This is a genomic window from Bacillus sp. OTU2372 (assembly GCF_038440275.1).
Lineage (GTDB): Bacteria > Bacillota > Bacilli > Bacillales > Cytobacillaceae > Neobacillus > Neobacillus bataviensis_B.
Map to the genome: position 1 here is coordinate 237,340 of NZ_JASATK010000007.1, position 20,785 is coordinate 258,124.

The 20,785-nt window shown below is 40.0% G+C and carries 15 protein-coding genes and 7 tRNA genes; 4 read left to right on the forward strand and 18 right to left on the reverse strand.

The features are described 5' to 3' along the window. The first annotated feature begins 95 nt into the window (after positions 1-95). The 3 genes from AAHB15_RS14295 to AAHB15_RS14305 all read left to right on the forward strand — a co-directional run bounded on the left by AAHB15_RS14295 (position 96) and on the right by AAHB15_RS14305 (position 2,758). Positions 96-1,457, forward strand: a complete 1,362-nt coding sequence (locus tag AAHB15_RS14295) for a cytochrome ubiquinol oxidase subunit I (RefSeq protein ID WP_335574495.1) — start codon at positions 96-98, stop codon at positions 1,455-1,457. Between the two features lie 15 nt (positions 1,458-1,472). Then, positions 1,473-2,516 (forward strand): cytochrome d ubiquinol oxidase subunit II, encoded by a 1,044-nt coding sequence (locus AAHB15_RS14300; protein ID WP_335574494.1) that lies wholly within the window; start codon positions 1,473-1,475, stop codon positions 2,514-2,516. Between the two features lie 80 nt (positions 2,517-2,596). Continuing rightward, on the forward strand, positions 2,597-2,758 hold the full coding sequence (locus AAHB15_RS14305) for a DUF1540 domain-containing protein (protein WP_098531957.1): 162 nt from the start codon (positions 2,597-2,599) through the stop codon (positions 2,756-2,758). 50 nt (positions 2,759-2,808) lie between these two features. Here the strand turns inward: AAHB15_RS14305 and menC are convergent, their stop codons facing one another. The 6 genes from menC to AAHB15_RS14335 form a co-directional block, all read right to left on the reverse strand. Beyond that, positions 2,809-3,915 (reverse strand): o-succinylbenzoate synthase, encoded by a 1,107-nt coding sequence (gene menC, locus AAHB15_RS14310; protein ID WP_335574493.1) that lies wholly within the window; start codon positions 3,913-3,915, stop codon positions 2,809-2,811. A gap of 4 nt (positions 3,916-3,919) precedes the next feature. Continuing rightward, positions 3,920-5,398, reverse strand: a complete 1,479-nt coding sequence (locus tag AAHB15_RS14315) for an o-succinylbenzoate--CoA ligase (protein WP_335574492.1) — start codon at positions 5,396-5,398, stop codon at positions 3,920-3,922. Between the two features lie 75 nt (positions 5,399-5,473). Further along, positions 5,474-6,292 carry a 1,4-dihydroxy-2-naphthoyl-CoA synthase gene (gene menB / locus AAHB15_RS14320; protein WP_098532224.1) on the reverse strand — a complete coding sequence of 273 codons (819 nt, stop codon included), beginning with the start codon at positions 6,290-6,292 and terminating at the stop codon, positions 5,474-5,476. A gap of 18 nt (positions 6,293-6,310) precedes the next feature. Beyond that, a complete protein-coding gene (gene menH / locus AAHB15_RS14325; protein WP_335574491.1) occupies positions 6,311-7,120 on the reverse strand; it encodes a 2-succinyl-6-hydroxy-2,4-cyclohexadiene-1-carboxylate synthase in 810 nt (269 codons plus the stop codon). Continuing rightward, positions 7,117-8,868, reverse strand: a complete 1,752-nt coding sequence (gene menD, locus AAHB15_RS14330; protein WP_335574490.1) for a 2-succinyl-5-enolpyruvyl-6-hydroxy-3-cyclohexene-1-carboxylic-acid synthase — start codon at positions 8,866-8,868, stop codon at positions 7,117-7,119. Before menD ends, menH begins: the two co-directional genes overlap by 4 nt. Before the next feature lie 2 nt (positions 8,869-8,870). Beyond that, on the reverse strand, positions 8,871-10,271 hold the full coding sequence (locus AAHB15_RS14335) for an isochorismate synthase (protein WP_335574489.1): 1,401 nt from the start codon (positions 10,269-10,271) through the stop codon (positions 8,871-8,873). Between the two features lie 344 nt (positions 10,272-10,615). Here AAHB15_RS14335 and AAHB15_RS14340 point away from each other — a divergent pair, with 344 nt between their 5' ends. After that, positions 10,616-11,554: a 1,4-dihydroxy-2-naphthoate polyprenyltransferase gene (locus AAHB15_RS14340; protein WP_335574488.1), complete on the forward strand. Its 939-nt coding sequence runs from the start codon at positions 10,616-10,618 to the stop codon at positions 11,552-11,554. A gap of 101 nt (positions 11,555-11,655) precedes the next feature. On the opposite strand, the gene AAHB15_RS14345 is transcribed toward AAHB15_RS14340, so the two are convergent. The 12 genes from AAHB15_RS14345 to AAHB15_RS14400 all read right to left on the reverse strand — a co-directional run bounded on the left by AAHB15_RS14345 (position 11,656) and on the right by AAHB15_RS14400 (position 20,776). Next, complete coding sequence (locus tag AAHB15_RS14345) at positions 11,656-14,052, reverse strand: glycogen/starch/alpha-glucan phosphorylase (RefSeq protein WP_342042641.1); 2,397 nt, start codon at positions 14,050-14,052, stop codon at positions 11,656-11,658. Further along, entirely contained in the window at positions 14,042-15,493 is a 1,452-nt protein-coding gene (gene glgA / locus AAHB15_RS14350) for a glycogen synthase GlgA (RefSeq protein WP_342042642.1), read from the reverse strand. The genes AAHB15_RS14345 and glgA overlap by 11 nt, the downstream gene beginning before the upstream one ends. Further along, positions 15,490-16,521 carry a sugar phosphate nucleotidyltransferase gene (locus AAHB15_RS14355; protein WP_342042643.1) on the reverse strand — a complete coding sequence of 344 codons (1,032 nt, stop codon included), beginning with the start codon at positions 16,519-16,521 and terminating at the stop codon, positions 15,490-15,492. Before AAHB15_RS14355 ends, glgA begins: the two co-directional genes overlap by 4 nt. Before the next feature lie 49 nt (positions 16,522-16,570). Continuing rightward, positions 16,571-17,716, reverse strand: a complete 1,146-nt coding sequence (locus tag AAHB15_RS14360; protein ID WP_335574484.1) for a glucose-1-phosphate adenylyltransferase — start codon at positions 17,714-17,716, stop codon at positions 16,571-16,573. Beyond that, complete coding sequence (gene glgB, locus AAHB15_RS14365) at positions 17,658-19,607, reverse strand: 1,4-alpha-glucan branching protein GlgB (protein WP_335574483.1); 1,950 nt, start codon at positions 19,605-19,607, stop codon at positions 17,658-17,660. Before glgB ends, AAHB15_RS14360 begins: the two co-directional genes overlap by 59 nt. Before the next feature lie 497 nt (positions 19,608-20,104). Beyond that, positions 20,105-20,176 (reverse strand) — tRNA-Glu (locus tag AAHB15_RS14370). 10 nt (positions 20,177-20,186) lie between these two features. After that, positions 20,187-20,277 (reverse strand) — tRNA-Ser (locus AAHB15_RS14375). 11 nt (positions 20,278-20,288) lie between these two features. Beyond that, positions 20,289-20,363: transfer RNA gene (locus tag AAHB15_RS14380), tRNA-Asn, on the reverse strand. 63 nt (positions 20,364-20,426) lie between these two features. Then, positions 20,427-20,503, reverse strand: a tRNA-Ile gene (locus tag AAHB15_RS14385). A gap of 6 nt (positions 20,504-20,509) precedes the next feature. Continuing rightward, positions 20,510-20,583 (reverse strand) — tRNA-Gly (locus tag AAHB15_RS14390). Between the two features lie 14 nt (positions 20,584-20,597). Further along, positions 20,598-20,673 (reverse strand) — tRNA-His (locus tag AAHB15_RS14395). A gap of 27 nt (positions 20,674-20,700) precedes the next feature. Continuing rightward, positions 20,701-20,776 (reverse strand) — tRNA-Phe (locus tag AAHB15_RS14400). Between the last annotated feature and the right edge of the window lie 9 nt (positions 20,777-20,785).

The window sequence follows — 20,785 nt, forward strand, 5'->3', positions numbered from 1 at the left end:
AAAAAAATTTAACGGTATTTTGGAAATTATTACATAGGAATCCTTTCCCTGCAAACAATAAATTCATATGTGTCTGCAGAGAAAGGAAGAATTACATGAGTGATTTAGTGATTGCAAGGAGTTTATTTGGAACAACTATGGGGTTTCATATTATTTTTGCAACAATCGGCGTTGGACTGCCTTTTATGATATTGACAGCAGAGCTTATCTATCAAAAGACAAAAGATATCGAGTATGTGGTCATGGCCAAAAGATGGACAAAGGCCTTTGCCGTCCTGCTTGGAGTAGGAATTCCAACCGGAACCATTGCAGGGGTTCAATTATCATTACTCTGGCCGGGGTTCATGGAGGTAATTGGAAGAGTCATGCCGCTACCCTTTCAAATTGAGATCTATGCCTTTTTTATCGAGGCACTCTTCATGTCCATTTATGTTTACGCTGCTGAAAGAATTGCGCCGTGGATGAGGATTACAAGCCTTGTTCTTGTCGCGATTGGGGCAATGGGATCGGCGGTATTAATTACAAATGTCCATGCCTTTGAAGGAACACCTGCAGGTTTTAACATTGTCAATGGAAAGATTGTTGATATTGATCCTTGGGCCGCCTTTTTTAATCCAAGCTTTTTTGTGACAGCCGGACATGTGGCATTGTCAGCCTATACCACTGGAGCCTTTATCGTGGCTACCGTGTCGGCGTATAAAATGTTAAAAGCAGAAGGTACGTCTAGGGTCTATCGTTTCCATCAGAAAGCCTTGCTGTTAAGTTTGGTTGTCGGGGGAATATTTTCTTTATTAACCGCCTTGAATGGCCATGAGTCAGCCCAATACTTACATAAATACCAGCCGGAAAAGCTTGCTGCGGCTGAGGGGCTATTTGAAACGCAATCCCATGCCCCCCTAACGATTGGCGGTCTTACAGATAGAGAAACACAGGAAGTTAAGTATGGACTAGAGATTCCCTGGGCCCTGAGCTTTTTAGCAGGAAACAGCTTTGATACAGTTGTGAAAGGGCTGAACGATTTCCCTGAACCATATTGGCCGCCGTTATTCGTGCATACTTTATTTAATGCCATGGTTGGGGTGGGGTCTCTGCTGATCCTTATTTCCTTCCTTGGACTAGCATTAAGAAAGATTTTTAAAAAGGATACTTTCCCAAAATGGCTGATGTGGCTGTATGTGGCCTCGGGTCCTCTTGCGGTTTTAGGGATTGAGTTTGGCTGGATTTTTGCTTGCACAGGCCGGCAGCCTTGGACGATTTATCGAATTTTGTCTACAGCCGATTCCGTCACGACTTCGACCAATCTTGGCATCCTTTTTGCCTTGTTTGCTTTGGTATATGCTATTTTGGCTTTCTCAGTACTCTTTGTACTTAGATATTATTTTAAAAAGAATTCCGTTGTGGATGATCTAAACCGGGCCGATCAAAAGGGCGTGCCATTATTTAGCTCAAATTCTTAAAGAGGTGGAACCAACATGTTGGATGTTTATCTTGCGGTAACAGTCTTATGGGGATTTGTGTTTATCTACGCTGTTATGGCAACAATGGATTTTGGGGCAGGATTTTGGTCCATGTTTTATATTAATCGGGAAAAAACAAAGGCAACAAATATTGCTAATCGTTACCTCTCTCCTACGTGGGAGGTAACAAATACTTTTATTGTGGCCCTGGTCGTAGCTGTTTATAGTTTGTTTCCTAGGGGAGCTTATACGCTTGGAACGATTTTGTTAATACCAGGTAGTCTCATTTTGTTATTGCTCTCCATTCGAAGCGCATTTCTTGTTTTTTCTAATATTGCAGATGAATATAAAAAGCCGCTAACCTATATTTCCGGAATTTGCGGGATTTTAATTCCCGGCTTATTAATCAGTGTCCTGCCTATTACACATGGCGAATATGTTAATTTTTCTAACAACCGCCAAACATTAGATCTAGCTGGACTATTCTCGAGCCCGAACGAATACGCTTTTTTTGGCTTTGCCATTTCGAGTACATTGTTTCTTTCCTCCCTTTTGTTAGCGGATTACTCTAAAGCTTCCGAGGAATTTGACGCCTACAATGCCTACCGTCGGGATGCTTTGTTTATCGGTCCAATCTCATTATTAATGGCTTTTTTGATCATGATTACATTAAAATCAGAAGCTGCTTGGATTTATAATAAAATGATGAATGACCTGCCATTCCTCTATTTATCATTGGCCTTCTTCTTAATTGGAGGAGTGGGTTTATTACTTCCTTCCAATAAATCAAAAATTAAGGGATGGCCTCGTTTATCAGTCATTGCAATAACGATCCAGTATTTACTAGCCAGTTATGTCTATGGTAAAGCCCATTTGCCCTATATTGTCTATCCCAAAGTAACGATTCATTCGGCGTTTACTGACCCTAATTCTTTTCGTGCTATTTTTATCACCTATATTGTCGGTTTCGCGATCCTTTTTCCAGGGTTTATTTACTTTTGGAGCCTGTTTATGAATGATAAACGATACTTAAAACAAATCAAGCTGGGCAGAAAGTAATCTCCCCATTTATGGAAGGGATATTATCCGATCATTCCTCAAATGCTATCTATGTATCCTAATTTAAGGAGTGATACTAAATGGCAAAAGATGTTTTGTGTGAGGTAAATAACTGTACGTTTTGGGCAAGTGGAAATAGATGCAGTGCGGATCAAATTTATGTTGTTAGCCATACAGGCGAAACAGCTGATAATAGCAGAGAAACTGATTGTAAAACATTTGAACCTGTTGAGCTGTCCTAAATAAAACATAAAAGGTGAATCAGCATCTGCTTGATTCACCTTTTTTCAATTTAAAATCGAAATGTTCTTGTTGATAATAACGTTTCTTTCAGTCTCTTTTCATTAAGGCTAAATCCAATCCCCGGCTCATCAGGCACTTTAATAAAGCCACCTTTCACTTGCACCTCCGGCAGGATAATATCTTCCTCCCAAAATCTGTTGGATGCAGATATATCTCCTGGAATCGTGAACCCTGGCAATGAGGCCAGAGCAATATTATGGGCACGTGAGATTCCAAACTCGATCATCCCCCCACACCAAACAGGAATTTGCCGGGCAAAGCAGTAATCATGAATTTGTTTGGCTTCATAAAGACCGCCCACACGGCCGACTTTAATATTAATGACCTGACAACTTCCTAGTTCGATGGCCTTTCTTGCATCATCAAAACTTACAATACTTTCATCTAAACAAATGGGCGTGCTGATTTCTTTTTGAAGTAAAGCATGTTCAATGATATCGTCATGGGCGAGCGGCTGCTCAATCATGAGCAGATTAAATTCATCTAACGCCTTTAGCCGTTCGATATCCTTTAAGGTATAGGCGGAATTAGCATCTGCCATAATCGGCAGCTCAGGATATACTTTTCGTATTTCGGCTAGAAAAGAATAATCCTGTTGGGGGTTAATTTTCACCTTTATCCTTTGGTACCCCTCCTCGAGATACTGCTCAATTTGTTTAAGGGCATTTGCAGCAGAATCTGTGGCAACGACTACACCCGAAGCAATTACCTGACGGGTCCCGTGAAGAAGGGCGGATAAGGGGGATGAGTTTTGTTTTGCGTATAAATCCCATAAAGCCGTTTCAAGGGCTGCCTTCGCCATATGATTTCTTCTAATCGATTTAAAAAGCAGGGCAGCTTCCTCTGGCTGCTGAATGGGATTCTTTTTCAACAAGGGAATTAATATATCTGTAATCATATGTAAACTTGTCGCAACTGTTTCTTCTGTATACCATGGTGTCGAAAAGGCCACTCCCTCTCCCAGTCCAAAGCAGCCATCCTGATCCATAATCTTTACAATAATCCCCTCACGGTGGGCTACTGCACCTAAGTGCGTTAAAAATGGGGATTTTAGGGGCATTTGAACAATATAAAGCTCAACCTGAGCAATTTTCATCCCCTTACACCCACTCTCTCAGTTTTCTTCGCAATAATTTCTTAGCTGCATTTCTGGGCAGCTGTTCCGTAAAATAAAAAGCCTTAGGCAATTTGTACTTCGCGAGACGCTCCATACAGAATCGCTGCAACTCCTCACCTGATAGATTTGTGCCTTTCTTTTTTACAATGAAGGCAATAGGAACCTGTCCCCATTTTTTATCCTCGATTCCGGTTACGCCAGCTTCCATTACATCTGGGTGTGCCAGTAGGATTGCTTCAAGTTCAGCAGGATAGATATTTTCTCCACCGGAGATAATCAAGTCACTTCGCCGATCTTTTACATACAAAAATCCTTGCTCATCAAGATAACCAATATCGCCTGTATATAACCAGCCCTCACGTATCTTTTCTTCGGTAGCTTCCGAGCGGTTTAAATACCCAGGAGTAACATTTGGACCTTTAACCACAATTTCACCAGGCATTCCCGCTTTGGCTGTCTCACCATTTTCAAGCTCAATTCTGAGCTGGGAAGGGAATAAGGGTTTTCCTGCAGAACCAAGTTTTTGCAAACTGTCTTCTGGGGATAGTGTGACAATTTGTGAAGAGGTTTCCGTCATTCCGTACGATTGAAAAACAGGAATATCCTTTTTCACACATGCTTCTAATAATGGTAATGGTGCTGGCCCGCCGCCTAACAACATACAACGGAATGAGGCGGTTAACCGTCTGTCCTCCAGCGCTTCAACGATTTGGGTTAACATGGTACCCACTACTGACATAATCGTTACCTTTTTTAGTTGAATATCTTTTATCGTTTGCTCCACATCAAAATGTTCATGAAGAACGATCGGCATCCCATAAATAACACTGCGCATTAAGATCGAATAACCACTAATATGGAAAAGAGGAACCGCACAGAGCCAGCAATCACTATCTATTGTTCCGAGATTAAGGGCTGAGCCTGTTGAACTCCACCAATGATTTCCGTATGTCTGAATTACTCCTTTTGGATTCCCCGTTGTACCTGATGTATACATAATAGTACAGATATCAGTGAGACTGATTTCTTCTTGTATATAAGGTTCTTCTGGCTTTATTTGAGTTAATTTAGTCTTAGTAATGGTTGTCAATTGGTCGATTTGTTCAGTAATCACTGCTTCGGTTTGAGTAAAGGACTCCTCTAGAATCAGAAAGGTCGATCTTGAATCCCTTAATTGAAAAACAAGCTCTGCTGCCGTCAATCGATTATTCAAAATAACCGCTCGAGCTCCAAGTAACTGAAGAGCAAATAAAATCGTAACCGTATCCAAATGATTTTTCAATAATACACCCACGAACTGCCCTTTCCGAATGCCCAGCGCTTGAAGTCTCCCGCTCACTTTTAAGGAATACTCATATAAGTCATGAAATGTTAACGTTTGGTCTTGAAAATAAATAGCAATCCGATTTGGAGTTAAAAGAGCACGTTTGATTAATAAATTAGGCATTGATTCATTTTGCATTTTTGCACCCTCTTTTTTCTATATAAAAACAACAGCCTGATGGATACCATCAAGCTGCAGAAGGGAATCTTCAAATCAAGGGAAACGCGGGAATTGACCAAAGTCAGGCTTCCGTTTTTCTTTAAAGGCATCGCGGCCTTCTTTTGCTTCATCAGTTGTATAATAAAGCAATGTAGCATCACCGGCAAATTGTTGGATACCAGCTAAACCATCTGTATCAGCATTAAATGCAGCTTTTAAGAAACGAAGAGCAGTTGGGCTTTTCTCAAGCATTTCTTCACACCACTTAATTGTTTCTTCTTCCACTTGCTCAAGCGGAACAACCGTATTGACTAAGCCCATATCCAATGCTTCCTGTGCATTGTATTGACGGCAGAGATACCAAATCTCACGGGCCTTTTTGTGACCGACAATTCTTGCTAAATAACCAGAACCATACCCTGCATCAAAGCTGCCTACTTTAGGACCTGTTTGACCAAAAATAGCATTATCCGCCGCAATCGTTAAGTCACATACGATATGTAAAACATGACCGCCGCCAATCGCATAGCCTTTTACCATTGCTACTACCGGTTTTGGAATTACACGAATTAAGCGCTGCAGATCTAAAACATTTAAGCGAGGAATTTGGTCTTCTCCAACGTATCCTCCATGACCTCTTACCTTTTGGTCTCCACCGGAACAAAATGCTTTATCTCCGGCACCAGTTAATACAATAACGCCAATCCTTGAATCATCACGGGCATATGCGAAAGCATCGATTAATTCCATAACAGTCTTCGGTGTAAAAGCATTATGTACATGTGGACGGTTAATGGTGATTTTTGCAATCCCATTGTAAGTTTCATATAGAATTTCTTCATATTTTTTTCCTGGAACCCATTCTACTGCCAAAATGATGTCCTCCTTTTATTATTGATTTGACAAAAAGTCACTTACTATTGTACCAAACTTTTCAGGTTCTTCCACATGAATTGCATGTCCGCTATTTTCAACGACCATCCAGGTGGCTTTTTTTAACCTAACTGCCATCTCTTCTGCAATTCGACAAAACTTCTGATCCTCACTGCCTGTAAGGAGCAAAACATCACAGCTTAATTGGTCAAGCTGCTTCCACCAAGATGGCTGTGAACCGGTCCCCATTCCAAGCAAACTATTTTTAAGTCCCAAGGGAGAATTCATTAAGCGCTGTTCTCTTATTTTGTTTTTTACTGAAGCAGGAAGTCTCTTCATTGTTTGAAACAAGGAAATATCTTCCCAATAATCAACAAAAGACTCCAATCCCTCGTCTACTATAAAGTTTGCAAGTTTTGCATCATTCATACGGCGAACTTCTCTCTCGCTCTCGGTTTTAAGACCAGGGGATGCACTTTCCAAAATGAGCTTTCGGACTCGGTTCGGGAAAAGCAGCGCAAAAGTTAGAGCAAGCCGGCCGCCCATGGAATACCCGAGCAAGTCTACTTGATCAACACCTGTTTTCTCCAATATGGTATTTAAGCTATTTGCCATGGATTCGATTTGATAAAGTCCTAGTTCTTCAGGTGATCCTGTTTCGCCATGTCCAATGATATCAGGAACGATCAGCCTCGAGTGGCTGCCCCATTTGTCAAAAAAGGATGTCCAGGTAGACCAATCGCCCGTAAAGCCATGCAGTAAGATTAGCGGAAATCCTTCACCACTAACCTCTAGATGGTAGCGAATCCCGTCGACAACCACAATCATTCCTGCGCTCCATCGACAAGATTTGATATTTCCTGGGAAACAGAACGCCAAAGTTCACGATGTTCATCACGATTTCTGTCTCTATTTGTTTCAATCTCATAAACATGGATCCCTTTTTGATGAAGGCTTTGTTTTAATAAGGTTCCAAGTTGATCCCAAGTTGCTATTTTGTTGTAATTTCCATTAAACATTTTAACAGCATGCTCAAAGTTTATATTCAATGGGGTACCAAATAATAGTTCAAAATGCTGAGGATGCTCGGATTGTGGAAGAAAAGAAAAGATTCCCCCGCCATTATTATTAATGAGAATAATATGAATATCAATATCATAAAGCTTGGCTGCAATCAAACCATTTAAATCATGGAAAAAGGTTAAATCCCCCAACACTAAGTATAAGGATTTTGTATAAACAGCAGCACCGATTGCTGTTGAAACGGTCCCGTCAATCCCATTGGCCCCGCGATTGGCCATTACTTTAATCGATTTATGATTACTTAAAAAAAAGCTATCTAAATCACGAATAGGCATACTGTTACCCACAAAAAGGGTAGCTTCTTCTGGAAGCTGGTCGACTAATTGATAGAACAGCTTTCCTTCACTCAATTCTTGTACATCACGGATAACCGCCAAATTTTCTTTTGTCAGCTGGTTCACCTTTTGCCAATCATCTAAAAACGTGGAAGAAGAGTTCGCGTCCAAATACGCAACTAATTTTTCACAAAACATCGTTTCATTACAAAAAATCATATTCGATGATAATGCGGAAGGGTCACGCCAGCCGCCCCCGCCGTCTATTACAAATTGATCTGCACCTTGATTCTCTTTTAGGAATATCGTTAACGCTTTCGAAACTGGCATTGCTCCAAATCGTAATACAACGTCCGGCTTAAGAAAGGACTTCGCATCTTCATTCCTTAAAAAGGTATCATAAGCATCGATAATATTCTCAAGCTTATGGCGTCCACTTCGTAATTGTGATAAGGGGTCGGCTAAAATAGGAAAGTTTAATTTGGCTCCTAGGTCTGTGACTGCTTTTGCAAATTTTTCATCCGTTATATTACCACAAACAATTATTCCCTTTTCTTTGCCTGTCAAATCTTTCGCAATAACCTGGACCTCTTCGTCGTTTATCGTAATATCGCCATTATGAACCTTGACATACCCCTTTGGCCGTTCTGAAAGCGCAAAGAGACTTTCGTCTATCTTCGGGATCAGTGGTTCCCGGAACGGAAAATTCAAATGTACAGGTCCTGCAGGTGCTTGGGTTGCAATAGCTGCGGCTCTTGCACAAATGGTTCTCGCATAGCGGAGCATCTCATTGCTGTTCTCCGGCAGTGCCATATCAGCAAACCATTTTACATGCTGGCCATATAAATGCAGTTGATCAATGGCCTGAGGAGCTCCCACTTCTCTTAATTCATGTGGTCTGTCAGCTGTTAGGACAAGCAAAGGAACACGGGAATATTTTGCCTCCACTATCGCGGGAAAATAATTAGCTGCTGCCGTACCAGATGTGCACAAAATGGCGACAGGCATGTTTTTTGCTTTAGCCATCCCTAGTCCGAAAAAAGCAGCTGAACGTTCATCAACATGGATATGAACTTTTAAATCAGGGTGTTCAGCCATGACCATTGCCATCGGAGTTGACCTCGAACCAGGGCTAACGACTACATCAGTGATACCAGTTAAGACAAGTTCTGAAACAAAGGCTGCAATATAAGCAGTTAATGATTCTTGATGATTCATAATTATTTTCCTCCAAGAGCGCGAAGCATTGGTCTAAACTTTAAAGCAGTTTCCAAATACTCATCTTCAGATTTTGAATCAGATACCACACCACACCCGGCAAACAAGGAGACTTCTTGCTCCTGGATAAGCCCAGAACGGATAGCTACAGCAAATTCACCATTTTGCTGATAATCGACCCATCCGAGTGGTCCGCCAAATAGTCCTCGGTCTAGCTCTTCTACTTCTCTAATCTTTTCTACCGCTAAAGTTTTGGGAAGCCCGCCAAGAGCAGGTGTTGGATGAAGCTTCTCTACAAGTAACAAAAGGGATGTGTTTGGACCACACTTTCCAATTACCGGAGTATAAAGGTGCTGAATATCCCTCATTTTCATTAATTGCGGTTTATCAGGTAAAATAACCTCTTTACACGATTGCTCGAGTGCTTCTTTAATCATTTCGACTACATAACCGTGTTCAATCAGATTTTTTTGATCAGCTAAAAGAGTCTGTCCTAATATCTGATCTTCTTCTTCTGTATTACCACGAGAAATCGAACCTGCCAAACAGGTCGAATAGACTTCATCGCCTTGTTTTTTTATAAGCCGTTCTGGTGATGCTCCTATAAAGCAATCTCCATTCGATGCAAAAGCAAAAATATAGCTTGCCGGCTGCTGTTTATATAAACTTTCAAGGACTGTTTCTGCTTCAACCTCCGAACTAAATACTAATCTTAGCTCACGAGCAAGGACTACTTTCTTCAATGGTCCATTTGTTAATTCTTTCACAACACCATCAACCGTTTGCTTCCATCTTTCAGGAAAGATTTCATTTTTCCTCATTAATGAGGGAGATTTTGTGCTAATCCTTGTTTTTAATGAATCAAGCAGTTGATTTCTTTCTTCCAAACTCTTGCTATAAAGTGATAAATCATCATTTGGTGTAAAAATAATATTTGTGGTTAAAAAGGTTTCACCACGGGCGATACTCAATAAGAATTTGGGGATGTGAAATAAAGAATCTGCAAATTTGGACCAAAGTTCTGTTTTTTCTTTAAAAGGATCAAATGAGAAGCCTCCAAACATAAGAGGTCCAACACCGTCAACTTTATATTGATTAAAAATAAAACCGTCTTTTAAAAAGCTTTTCCACTCTTTTTCAACATGAAAAAAGCGGTCAGCAGCCTGATCCGATTGAATTTGCTTTGAAATTCCTAGTCCAACTAAAACCATATCGTTTGTCGGGTCTTTCCAAAAAAAACGTTCCCCGCAATAACGGTCTTTTCCAGCATTAAAAAAGGATAAAGGATTAGTCGTGTCCATCTTATGAACTACACTCATTAAAATGGGCCGGCCTAATTCTCGCGCCCGATTTACCCCTAAAAGACCCCTTTCTTTTATTTCTGTTTCTTGAATGGTAATCAAACAAATCCCTCCAAAACAGCCGAAATGACTGTTATCCATTCATCTTAAAGCCTATTCTAAGATACTACTCCCATTGTAAATAAGTCAATAATTCTAATCACTACCTGCACAGCTTTATACCTTATTATATATCAAAATTCTAAAAGAGAGTGAAAATCGGTTTTTATACCTTCAGTTTTCCACGAAAAGCAGATAATAATCGAACAGGGATTATCTTCTAGTTTTGAAAACAAAAATTAATTGACACTAAATAGGGGATTCCAATACACTTAGGTGTGGGAAACAACCCTAAACGCTAGTAAAACTTCATAATATAGAGAGAAAATTTACAAGGGGGAGAATATATGCAGTCAAATTTACAACAAAACTCAAAGCAGGACATTGAAGCTAACCGCGGTTTTCAAGTTTGGTGGAAAATGACCCGTCCTCATACACTTACAGCATCGTTTGTTCCAGTTCTGCTTGGAACGGCATTAGCTCTTAAGAACGGTAAAATTCATATCGGCCTTTTTCTTGCCATGCTGGTTGCTAGTATGTTAATACAAGCGGCTACAAACATGTTTAATGAATACTTCGATTTTAAGAGAGGCTTGGATACAGCAGAATCCGTAGGAATTGGCGGAACCATTGTTCGGGATGGAATCAAGCCAAAAACCGTCATTAATCTTGCTTTTGGATTTTATCTCATTTCTTTATTGCTTGGAGTATATATTTGTGCCAATAGCAGCTGGTGGTTAGCCATTGTGGGGCTCGTTTGTATGGCCGTCGGCTATTTCTACACAGGAGGCCCTGTTCCAATTGCCTACACACCATTTGGTGAGCTTCTTTCAGGGTTCTTTATGGGCATGCTGATTATTTTAATTTCTTTCTTTATCCAAACTGGAACTGTTGATCATTCAAGTATTCTTCTCTCCGTACCTAGTATGGTTTTAGTAGGTATGATTATGCTTTCTAATAACATCCGCGACCTTGATGGTGATAAAGAGAATGGCCGTAAAACAGTAGCGATTTTATTAGGTAAGAAGAAGGCGATTTATCTATTAGCTGGTATGTTTACCTTTTCTTATCTTTGGATTTTGGGACTTATCATCAGTGGTATTGCTCCATTCTGGACAGCTATAGTCATATTGAGTGTTCCAAAACCAGTTAAAGCAATAAAAGGGTTTATTGAGAATAATGTGCCACTTAAAATGGCACCTGCCATGATTGCAACTGCTCAAACCAATACCATTTTTGGATTCTTACTCGCTATTGGCATTTTTATCGGTCATTTCTTTTCATAAGAAAAGCGGAAGCGCCTTGTTCAGGGAAAAAAGTAGTTCATTTTTTCCTAGGTGCTGGACAATAGAAAAAAAGCTTCTGCCCAATGGCAGAAGCTTTTTTCTTACTTAAGAGACTTAATCCCCCAAATTTCATCCGCATATTCCCGAATGGTGCGATCACTCGAAAAATGGCCGGCATGAGCAATATTAGCTAAACTCATCCTCTGCCACCCGCTCTTGTCGGCAAATTGTTGACCTATTTGTTCCTGCACTTTTGCATAAGAAGCGAAATCCTTTAAGACAAAATATTGATCATTTTCTTCTAGCAGCGAATCAAATATCGGTTCAAATTCATTATTAACACCAGGAAAGAATCCATTGACGAGTTGATCAACTGCCTGCCTGATTCGATAATCATGATGATAATACTCGCGGGAATTATAGCCGCCATGCTGATAATAATGTAGGACTTCGTCTGAAGTTAATCCAAATGTAAAGATATTTGATGGGCCAACTAATTCTTTAATTTCTATATTAGCTCCATCCAAAGTCCCCACAGTTAAGGCACCGTTAATCATAAACTTCATATTCCCTGTACCTGAGGCTTCTTTACTAGCAGTTGAAATCTGTTCACTAACATCTGAGGCCGGAAAGATTTTTTCAGCTAGGGAAACCCGATAATTTTCAAGGAAAATCACCTTTAGTTTATTTCCCACCCTTGGGTCATTATTGACTTGTTCAGCCACAGTGTTAATTAATTTGATAATCTTTTTTGCATAATAATACCCAGGCGAAGCTTTAGCACCAAAAATAAACACCCTTGGGACAATCGGATAAGTTGCATCTTCCTTTATCCTGTTATATAGGTGCATGATGTGTAGAACATTTAAAAGCTGGCGCTTGTAGGCATGAAGCCGTTTTACCTGTACATCAAAAATAGCTTCAGTATCTACTGCCACTCCTGTTTTATCCAAAATGATATCCGCAAGCCGCTGTTTATTTTCATTTTTTATCTTTAAAAGCCGGTCTAAGAACGACGAATCATTTTGATAATTTTGTAAATGATTAAGCTCCTCAGCTGAATTCATCCAAGAGGGCCCAATTGCGTCAGTGATGAGCGAGGATAATTTCGGATTTGCCTTTAACAGCCAACGTCGGTAAGCAATACCATTCGTTTTGTTATTAAATTTCTCCGGGTATAGTTGATAAAATTGATTCATTTCCCTCTTCTTAAGTATCTCAGTATGTAGCTTGGCGACACCATTTACACTAAAGCTTCCTACAATAGCTAGATGTGCCATCTTGACAAAATTATCGGCTATGATGGCAAGATCACTAATCCTCTTCCAATCACCAGGGGTTTGCTCCCAAAGTTCCCGGCAAAAGCGCTCATTGATCTCTTCTACAATCATATAAATCCTTGGCAGTAATGGCTGAAAAATATGAATCGGCCATTTCTCAAGCGCCTCCGATAAAGTCGTATGGTTGGTATAGGAGATGGTATTTTTCGTAATGTGCCATGCTTGGTCCCACTCATATCCTTCATCATCAATTAGGATCCTCATAAGCTCTGGGATAGCCAAAACTGGGTGTGTATCATTAATGTGAATACACACATGTTTATGCAGTTCATTTAAGCTGGGATGTTGTTTTCGGTAAGTTCTTAAGATAGATTGTATACTGGCTGATACTAAAAAATACTGCTGTTTTAGCCTTAAGATTTTACCCTCATCATGGGTATCATCAGGGTATAGAAATTCGGAAATGGATTCTGTCTCGCGCTTATATTTTAATATATCGGCATCAATAGGAAATTGTGATGGCTCGGCATTCCACAACCTTAATGTATTGACAGTTTGTGTGTTATAACCGATAACAGGCATGTCATGCGGGACCGCTGTAACCGTTTCAGCATTCAAATGGTGAAAGACGAGACGTTCTTTCTCTATCCTCGGTTCAACCTTTCCCCAAAACGGAACTTTTACTGCACTGTCAAGTTTACGAATTTCCCAAACATTTCCGCTTCTCAGCCATTGCTCAGGAAGTTCCACTTGATAACCATCGACTATTTTCTGCTCAAACAATCCATGCTTATAGCGAATGCCATGACCATGTCCCGGCAAATTAAGCGATGCAAGTGAATCCAAAAAACAGGCGGCTAATCTTCCTAAGCCGCCATTTCCTAACCCTGCATCACTTTCTAACTCCTCAAGCTCATCGAGGTCAATCCCTAATTCCTTAAGTCCTATCTGTACGGTTTCCTCAACGCCTAAATTTATTAAATTCTGTCGTAACAACTTACCTAATAAATATTCAATTGAGAGATAGTAAACCTGCTTTCCTTGAGCTGCAAGATATTGTTCATTTGTCGCAATCCAGTCATTGCTCACAAATTCCCGAATCATGCTGCCAAGGGTTTGATACTGATCCCGTGCTGAACTTTCAGAAAAGCTCTTCCCACATAGCATCTCAAGTCTTTTCAGGAAGGTCTTCTTAAAACTAGCTTTACTAGAAAACATGAGTTTCACTCCTTGAGACGAGCTCTGCATAAAGCTGGCTATAACTAAATGCTGATTGCGCCCAGCTGTAGTCCTTTTCCATAGCTTGCTTCACAATTGATTTCCAAACTGGTTGATCATGATAAAAGCTTAGTGCTCGCTGAACAGTATAAAGCATGTCATGGGCATTAAAGTTTTGGAAAGAGAACCCATTTCCTCTGCCTGTAAATTCATTATATGCCTTTACAGTATCATTTAAGCCCCCTGTTTCGCGAACGATAGGTATAGCACCATACCTCATGGCAATCATCTGTCCAAGGCCGCATGGTTCAAATTGAGACGGCATTAAAAACAAGTCGGCTGCTGAGTAGAGCTTATGGGCAAGTTCCTCGCTAAATCCGGTATAAACTTTTAATTTATCAGGATACACCCGTGCTGCTTGGCGGAGATATTCTTCATATTCAAAATCTCCCGTTCCCAGTATAACGACCTGAACATCCTCTTGCAAAATTTCCCTGAGAACACACCTTACCAGATCAAGCCCCTTTTGTTTCGTCAGCCTTGTAATCATGACAAGTAATGGTGTTGCAGCACTCTGCGGCAAGCCGAATTTCTTTTGAATCTCTTTTTTGTTAACTGACTTTTTAGAATAGGTATCCACCTTATAATTTTGATCGATTAATGGGTCAATTGCCGGATTGTAAAAATCCTCATCAATTCCATTTAAGATCCCGATAAGGTCCTCTTTTCTTGCTCGTAAGAGTCCATCTAGTTTCTCACCAAAAGTTGGGGTTTGAATTTCCTCTTTATAGGTTGGGCTAACGGTCGTGATTTTGTCAGCAGCCACAAGGCCGCCTTTCATAAAATTGATATTTCCAAAGAACTCTAGATGGCCTGATTGGAAGGATTGATAATCCAATCCCAATAAATCCTCCAATACTTCTTTTGGAAAAATTCCTTGAAACTGTAGATTGTGGATTGTAAACACAGTCTTAATCAAACCATACCCTTTTCGCTTGTAGTACTCCGTTCTTAAAAGGTAAGGAATCATCGCTGTATGCCAATCATGACAATGCAGGACATCGGGATAAAAATCTAATTCGGCGATCGCCTCAAGAATAGCCCGATTTAAATAGGCAAATCTCTCCCCGTCATCAAAATAACCATACAAACCTTCTCGTTTAAAATAGTATTCATTATCAACAAAATAATAGGTAATCCCTTGGTGTGTAAGCTCTTCAAGACCACAATATTGATTTCTCCAGCCTACAGATACAGTAAATTCCTTAACCTTCTTCATTTTCTGTTTATATTCTTCTGAGATAGTTCCATATTTCGGAAGAATTACTCTGACATCAGTACCAAGGCTCTTAAGTTCTTTTGGAAGTGATCCTGCGACATCCGCAAGTCCCCCAGACTTGGCGAATGGGCCACATTCCGATACAGCAAATAAGATTTTCACGAGTTCATCAGCGCTCCTTGTTTCGTTCCTTTACGAATAACGTAAGGGGCATGTGCAGTGCCAGCCAAATAAGTACCTGCCTCCACCTTAACGTCCTTGTCTAAAATAACAGAATCTAAATAACAGTTCTCCTCGATTTGGCACTTTTGCATAATAATGCAGTTCTTAATAACTGCCCCTTTGGCAATCTTCACCCCACGGGCGATAATACTGTTTTCGACCGTCCCGCTAATGTGGCATCCGTTTGCAATCATCGCATTTTTCACCACGGACTCTTGCACATACTTAGTAGGCGGTTCATCCTTTACTTTTGTAATAATAGGCTGGTCTTTTAAAAATAATTGCTTCCATACCTTTGGTTCGAGCAATTTCATACTGGTAGAGAAATAGTTGTCAATCGAATCTATTGTTACGGCATAGCCGTTATATTCATAGTGACAAATCGTATACGCTGCATTTAGATCTGTTACAACATCCTTCATACAGGTGTAACCTGTCTCATGCCTTGTTTCAATTAATTTGATCAGCAGTGAAGTTTTAATTAGATACATTTCCATCGAACGTCCATCTTGATGACGGATTTCAGTGATATCGCATTTTGCCTCATTATGCCACTCTAAGATTGGCCTAATGTTCATATTAACAATAGTGTTACAGTTAGAGATAATAGCATATTCTTGGCTGCTTCGGTAAAAATAATCCATATTAGCCGCAAAATGTTCAAACGAACCAACTTTATTACTATCACTTTCTACAATCGGGGATGGGAAAAAGAAAAGTCCATCACGTTTACGATTTAAATCCCAATTTTTTCCCGACCCTAAATGATCCATGAGGGAACGGTATTGCATCTTTGGAAAGATTGCCACACTGCGTATACCTGAATTGACCATACTTGAAAGAATAAAGTCGATAATGCGGTAGCGCCCCCCAAATGGCAATGCTGCGAGTGAGCGGTGGATTACTAAATCCTCCAAATCTTCGTGGTAGGTTGTTGCATCAATTACGCCTAATAGCTTTCTTTTCACTCCAAATTCCCTCCTGAATTTTCTATTAATTAACCAACCTTTTTTTATACTATATGGCTGGATAAAGACCGCTTAACATCTCTTCCGTTACGAGGATGATCTCATCATCAAAGGAGCGAATCACAGTCCCGTCCGGTATTTTAACCTCACCAGGTACAATTGCTTTTTCAATTAAACAATTTTCACCAATCTCAGCATCTGGCATGATAACAGACTCTTTGATAATCGAGTTTTTACCGATTGTCACACCTTGAAATAACACAGATTTATCTATCTTCCCTTCAATCGTACAGCCCTCATTTATCAGAGACTCTCTGACAATGGCATCTGGAGAGATATATTGCGGAGGTTGATTTGGGTTAACGGAATAGATTCTCCAATCATTTTCAAATAAATCTAAATCACAATCTTCTCCCAATAAATCCATATTGGCTTCCCAAAGACTTTGGACTGTTCCAACATCCTTCCAGTACCCTTTAAACGGATAGGCATACAATTTTTTATTTTCGTCTAATAGCAATGGGATGATGTCTTTCCCAAAGTCATGACTGGAATTAGGGTCACGTTCATCCATCTCTAAATATTCCTTCAATATGCTCCAGTTGAAAATATAAATGCCCATAGAGGCAAGATTATTTTTTGGATTGCTTGGCTTTTCCTCAAATTCCGTAATTCTCAAATCTTCGTTTGTATTCATAATGCCAAAACGGCTTGCTTCAGCCCATGGAACCTCTATTAAAGAAATCGTAGCATCGGCTCTTTTCTCAATATGATAGTCAAGCATGCTCTCATAGTTCATTTTATATATATGGTCACCTGAAAGGATTAAAACGTATTCCGGCTGGTATTGCTTTAAATAATTTAAATTTTGAAAAATGGCACTGGCGGTTCCGGTATACCATTTAACCTCTGAAGATTCGGCATATGGAGGCAGAACTGTTACACCACCGTCTTTGCGGTCAAGGTCCCAAGCACTGCCTATACCAATATAGGAATTTAATAAAAGCGGCTGGTATTGGGTTAACACCCCAACAGTATCAATACCAGAGTTGGTACAATTGCTTAATGTAAAGTCGATAATTCGGTATTTCCCCCCAAAAGGTACTGCAGGCTTCGCTAATTCTTTCGTAAGGGAATTAAGTCTGCTTCCTTTCCCTCCTGCTAATAACATGGCTACGCACTTTTTCTTTACCATTACCTTTTCTCTCCTTCCGCTTTTTAACTGGCCTTATGATTTGAAAACCGAACGGGGGAATTGCAATCTCAAATGAAGATGGCTGACCATGATAAGGCTCTTCAGAAGCTAAAATGGTCTTCTTATTCATTAATCCTGACCCACCGAACTCTTGGTAATCACTATTAAAAATTTCCCGATATTCGCCTGCTTTTGGAGCACCAATCTTATAAACCGGGTACTCTACTCCCGTAAAGTTGCAGACAATAATTAAGGTATCTTCTTCCTTTTTTCCTTTTCTAATAAAGGAAAAAATAGATTGGGTACTGTTGTTAGCATCAATCCACTCAAAACCATCCTGCAAATGATCCAATTCATAAAGTGCTTTTGAGCGTTTATATAATTTAGTTAATACTTTTACATATGTGTTTAAATTGCGGTGCATGTCATAATCCAACAAGTTCCAATCAAGTTGTTCTTTATCTTTCCATTCCGCAAATTGGCCTATTTCAAACCCCATAAATAATAATTTTTTTCCAGGGTGGGCAAACATATATCCTAGCAGCAGCCTTAGTTGGGCAAACTTTTCCTCATATTCTCCTGGCATTTTATCTAATAGTGACTTTTTCCCATGAACCACTTCATCATGTGAAAATGGGAGCATAAAGTTTTCAAAAAAGGCATAGAAAAGTGAAAACGTTACCTTTGAATGGACTTTTGATCGGAAATAAGGCGGTGTTTCCATATACTCGAGCATGTCATTCATCCAGCCCATGTTCCATTTGTAGTCAAATCCTAAACCGCCGTAGTGTACTGGCGCTGTTACATGAGGATATTCCGTAGAGTCCTCCCCAATCATGAGAAAATGGGGATCGAAATCATGTACTTCTTTATTTAATTTTTTCAAGAAATTAATTCCAAAGGGATTTTCGCGCTTTCCGTTAGTGGTATCCGGCCAATAAATGATATTTGCTACCGCATCCATCCGGAAGCCATCTATGTGGAAGTAATCGATCCAAAATAACGCATTTGAAATTAAGAAACTTTGGACCTCTCCTTTTCCTAAATCGAAGTTGGCCGTACCCCATACTACATTTTCTCTGTCATATTCAGTGCTGTATGAATAAATGTGGGTGCCGTCAAATCGGTAAAGTCCGTGAGCATCCTTGCAAAAATGGCCTGGTACCCAGTCAAGTATGACGCCGATCCCTTGCTGATGGCACTGGTCCACAAAGTACTTAAAATCATCAGGTGTGCCATACCTGGATGTTACAGAGTAATACCCCGTCCCCTGATAGCCCCATGAGGCGTCAAGCGGGTGCTCGATGATAGGTAATAGTTCTATATGGGTAAATCCATGCTCTATTACATATGGGATAAGTTCTGCTGCAAGTTCCTTATAGGTTAAGTAACTGCCATCCTCTTTTTTCCTCCACGATCCTGTATGGACTTCGTAAATAATCGCTGGCTCCGATAAAACATTCTTCTTTTCTTTACGATTCTGCCAGTGACTATCCTGCCAATCATAATCATTTAATGAATATACAATAGAAGCGGTGTGGGGCCTTAATTCTGAATAAAATGCAAACGGGTCAGCTTTAAGGAGCTTTTCACCTGAAGATGTAATAATCTCGTACTTATAAATGCAGCCGTCTAGATTTTGATTAATTATAATGATCCAGACTCCCTCATTGTTTACCTTTTGCAGTTCATATCCTTCACCATTCCAGTTATTAAAATTTCCCGTGAGCCTTACCTTAAAGGCATTAGGAGCCCAGACGCAAAATCGTGTATAGACTTTATCGGAATCTTTAAAGATATGAGCGCCAAAAAGCTGATGACTCTGGAAGTAGCTGCCTTCATGAAACAAATGCAGCTGATAATCTGTCGGAAAAAGTGTATTCACCGTCATGGCTCTCCTCATCTCATTGAAAATATGTATTTCTTGACCAATTATAATTGCAAATGGCCCAGATGCCTCGTAAAACTTTTTTATCTTTTCTGACATTAACTGATTAATCTTGTCATATAATTTCAATACCCGACATCATACGACAGTAAACAACAAAATATCCTTCGTTATTCGACAATAATCTAGTATCTTTTTTAAAATTTTTTATTGATTGAGAGCAATAAAGTTATTTTTTTAATAATAAAATTGAAGTAAAAAAATTAAGTGAAAAGAAGCAAATGTAAACGGTATCAATACTCCCCAAAATATTAGAATCTGAATTGAATTATATCGATATAATGAATCTGAAGAGGAAATGGTACTTTGAATGCAACTTGGAACAGAAGCAGGATGAGTTTTAAACAGTCCTTTTTTCCCTTGGGCAACTTGAGATCAATTTTATTGGTTAGAAAAAAGTACACAAAAAAAACTGATAACTTTTGTTATCAGTTTTTTTATGACCCCTACGGGATTCGAACCCGTGTTACCGCCGTGAAAGGGCGGTGTCTTAACCGCTTGACCAAGGGGCCATTTATTTTATGGCGGAGAAGGAGGGATTTGAACCCTCGCGCCGGTTACCCGACCTACACCCTTAGCAGGGGCGCCTCTTCAGCCACTTGAGTACTTCCCCATAAAATAAAATGGCTCCGCAGGTAGGACTCGAACCTACGACCGATCGGTTAACAGCCGATAGCTCTACCACTGAGCTACTGCGGAATAATTACAAGTTACTTTGTTTTCGTAAAAAACAATGGACTATTTTACTTTCGTAAAAAATCATGGTGGGCCTAAATGGACTCGAACCATCGACCTCACGCTTATCAGGCGTGCGCTCTAACCAGCTGAGCTATAGGCCCATATGTTGGAGCGGGTGATGGGAATCGAACCCACTACATCAGCTTGGAAGGCTGAGGTTTTACCAGTAAACTACACCCGCAAATTATTTTAAAATGGGGCGGCTGATGGGAATCGAACCCACGAATGCCTGAACCACAATCAGGTGCGTTAACCACTTCGCCACAGCCGCCATAACTATTTAATTTATTAAAACAAATGGTGGCTCAGGACGGAATCGAACCGCCGACACAAGGATTTTCAGTCCTTTGCTCTACCGACTGAGCTACTGAGCCATCAAATGG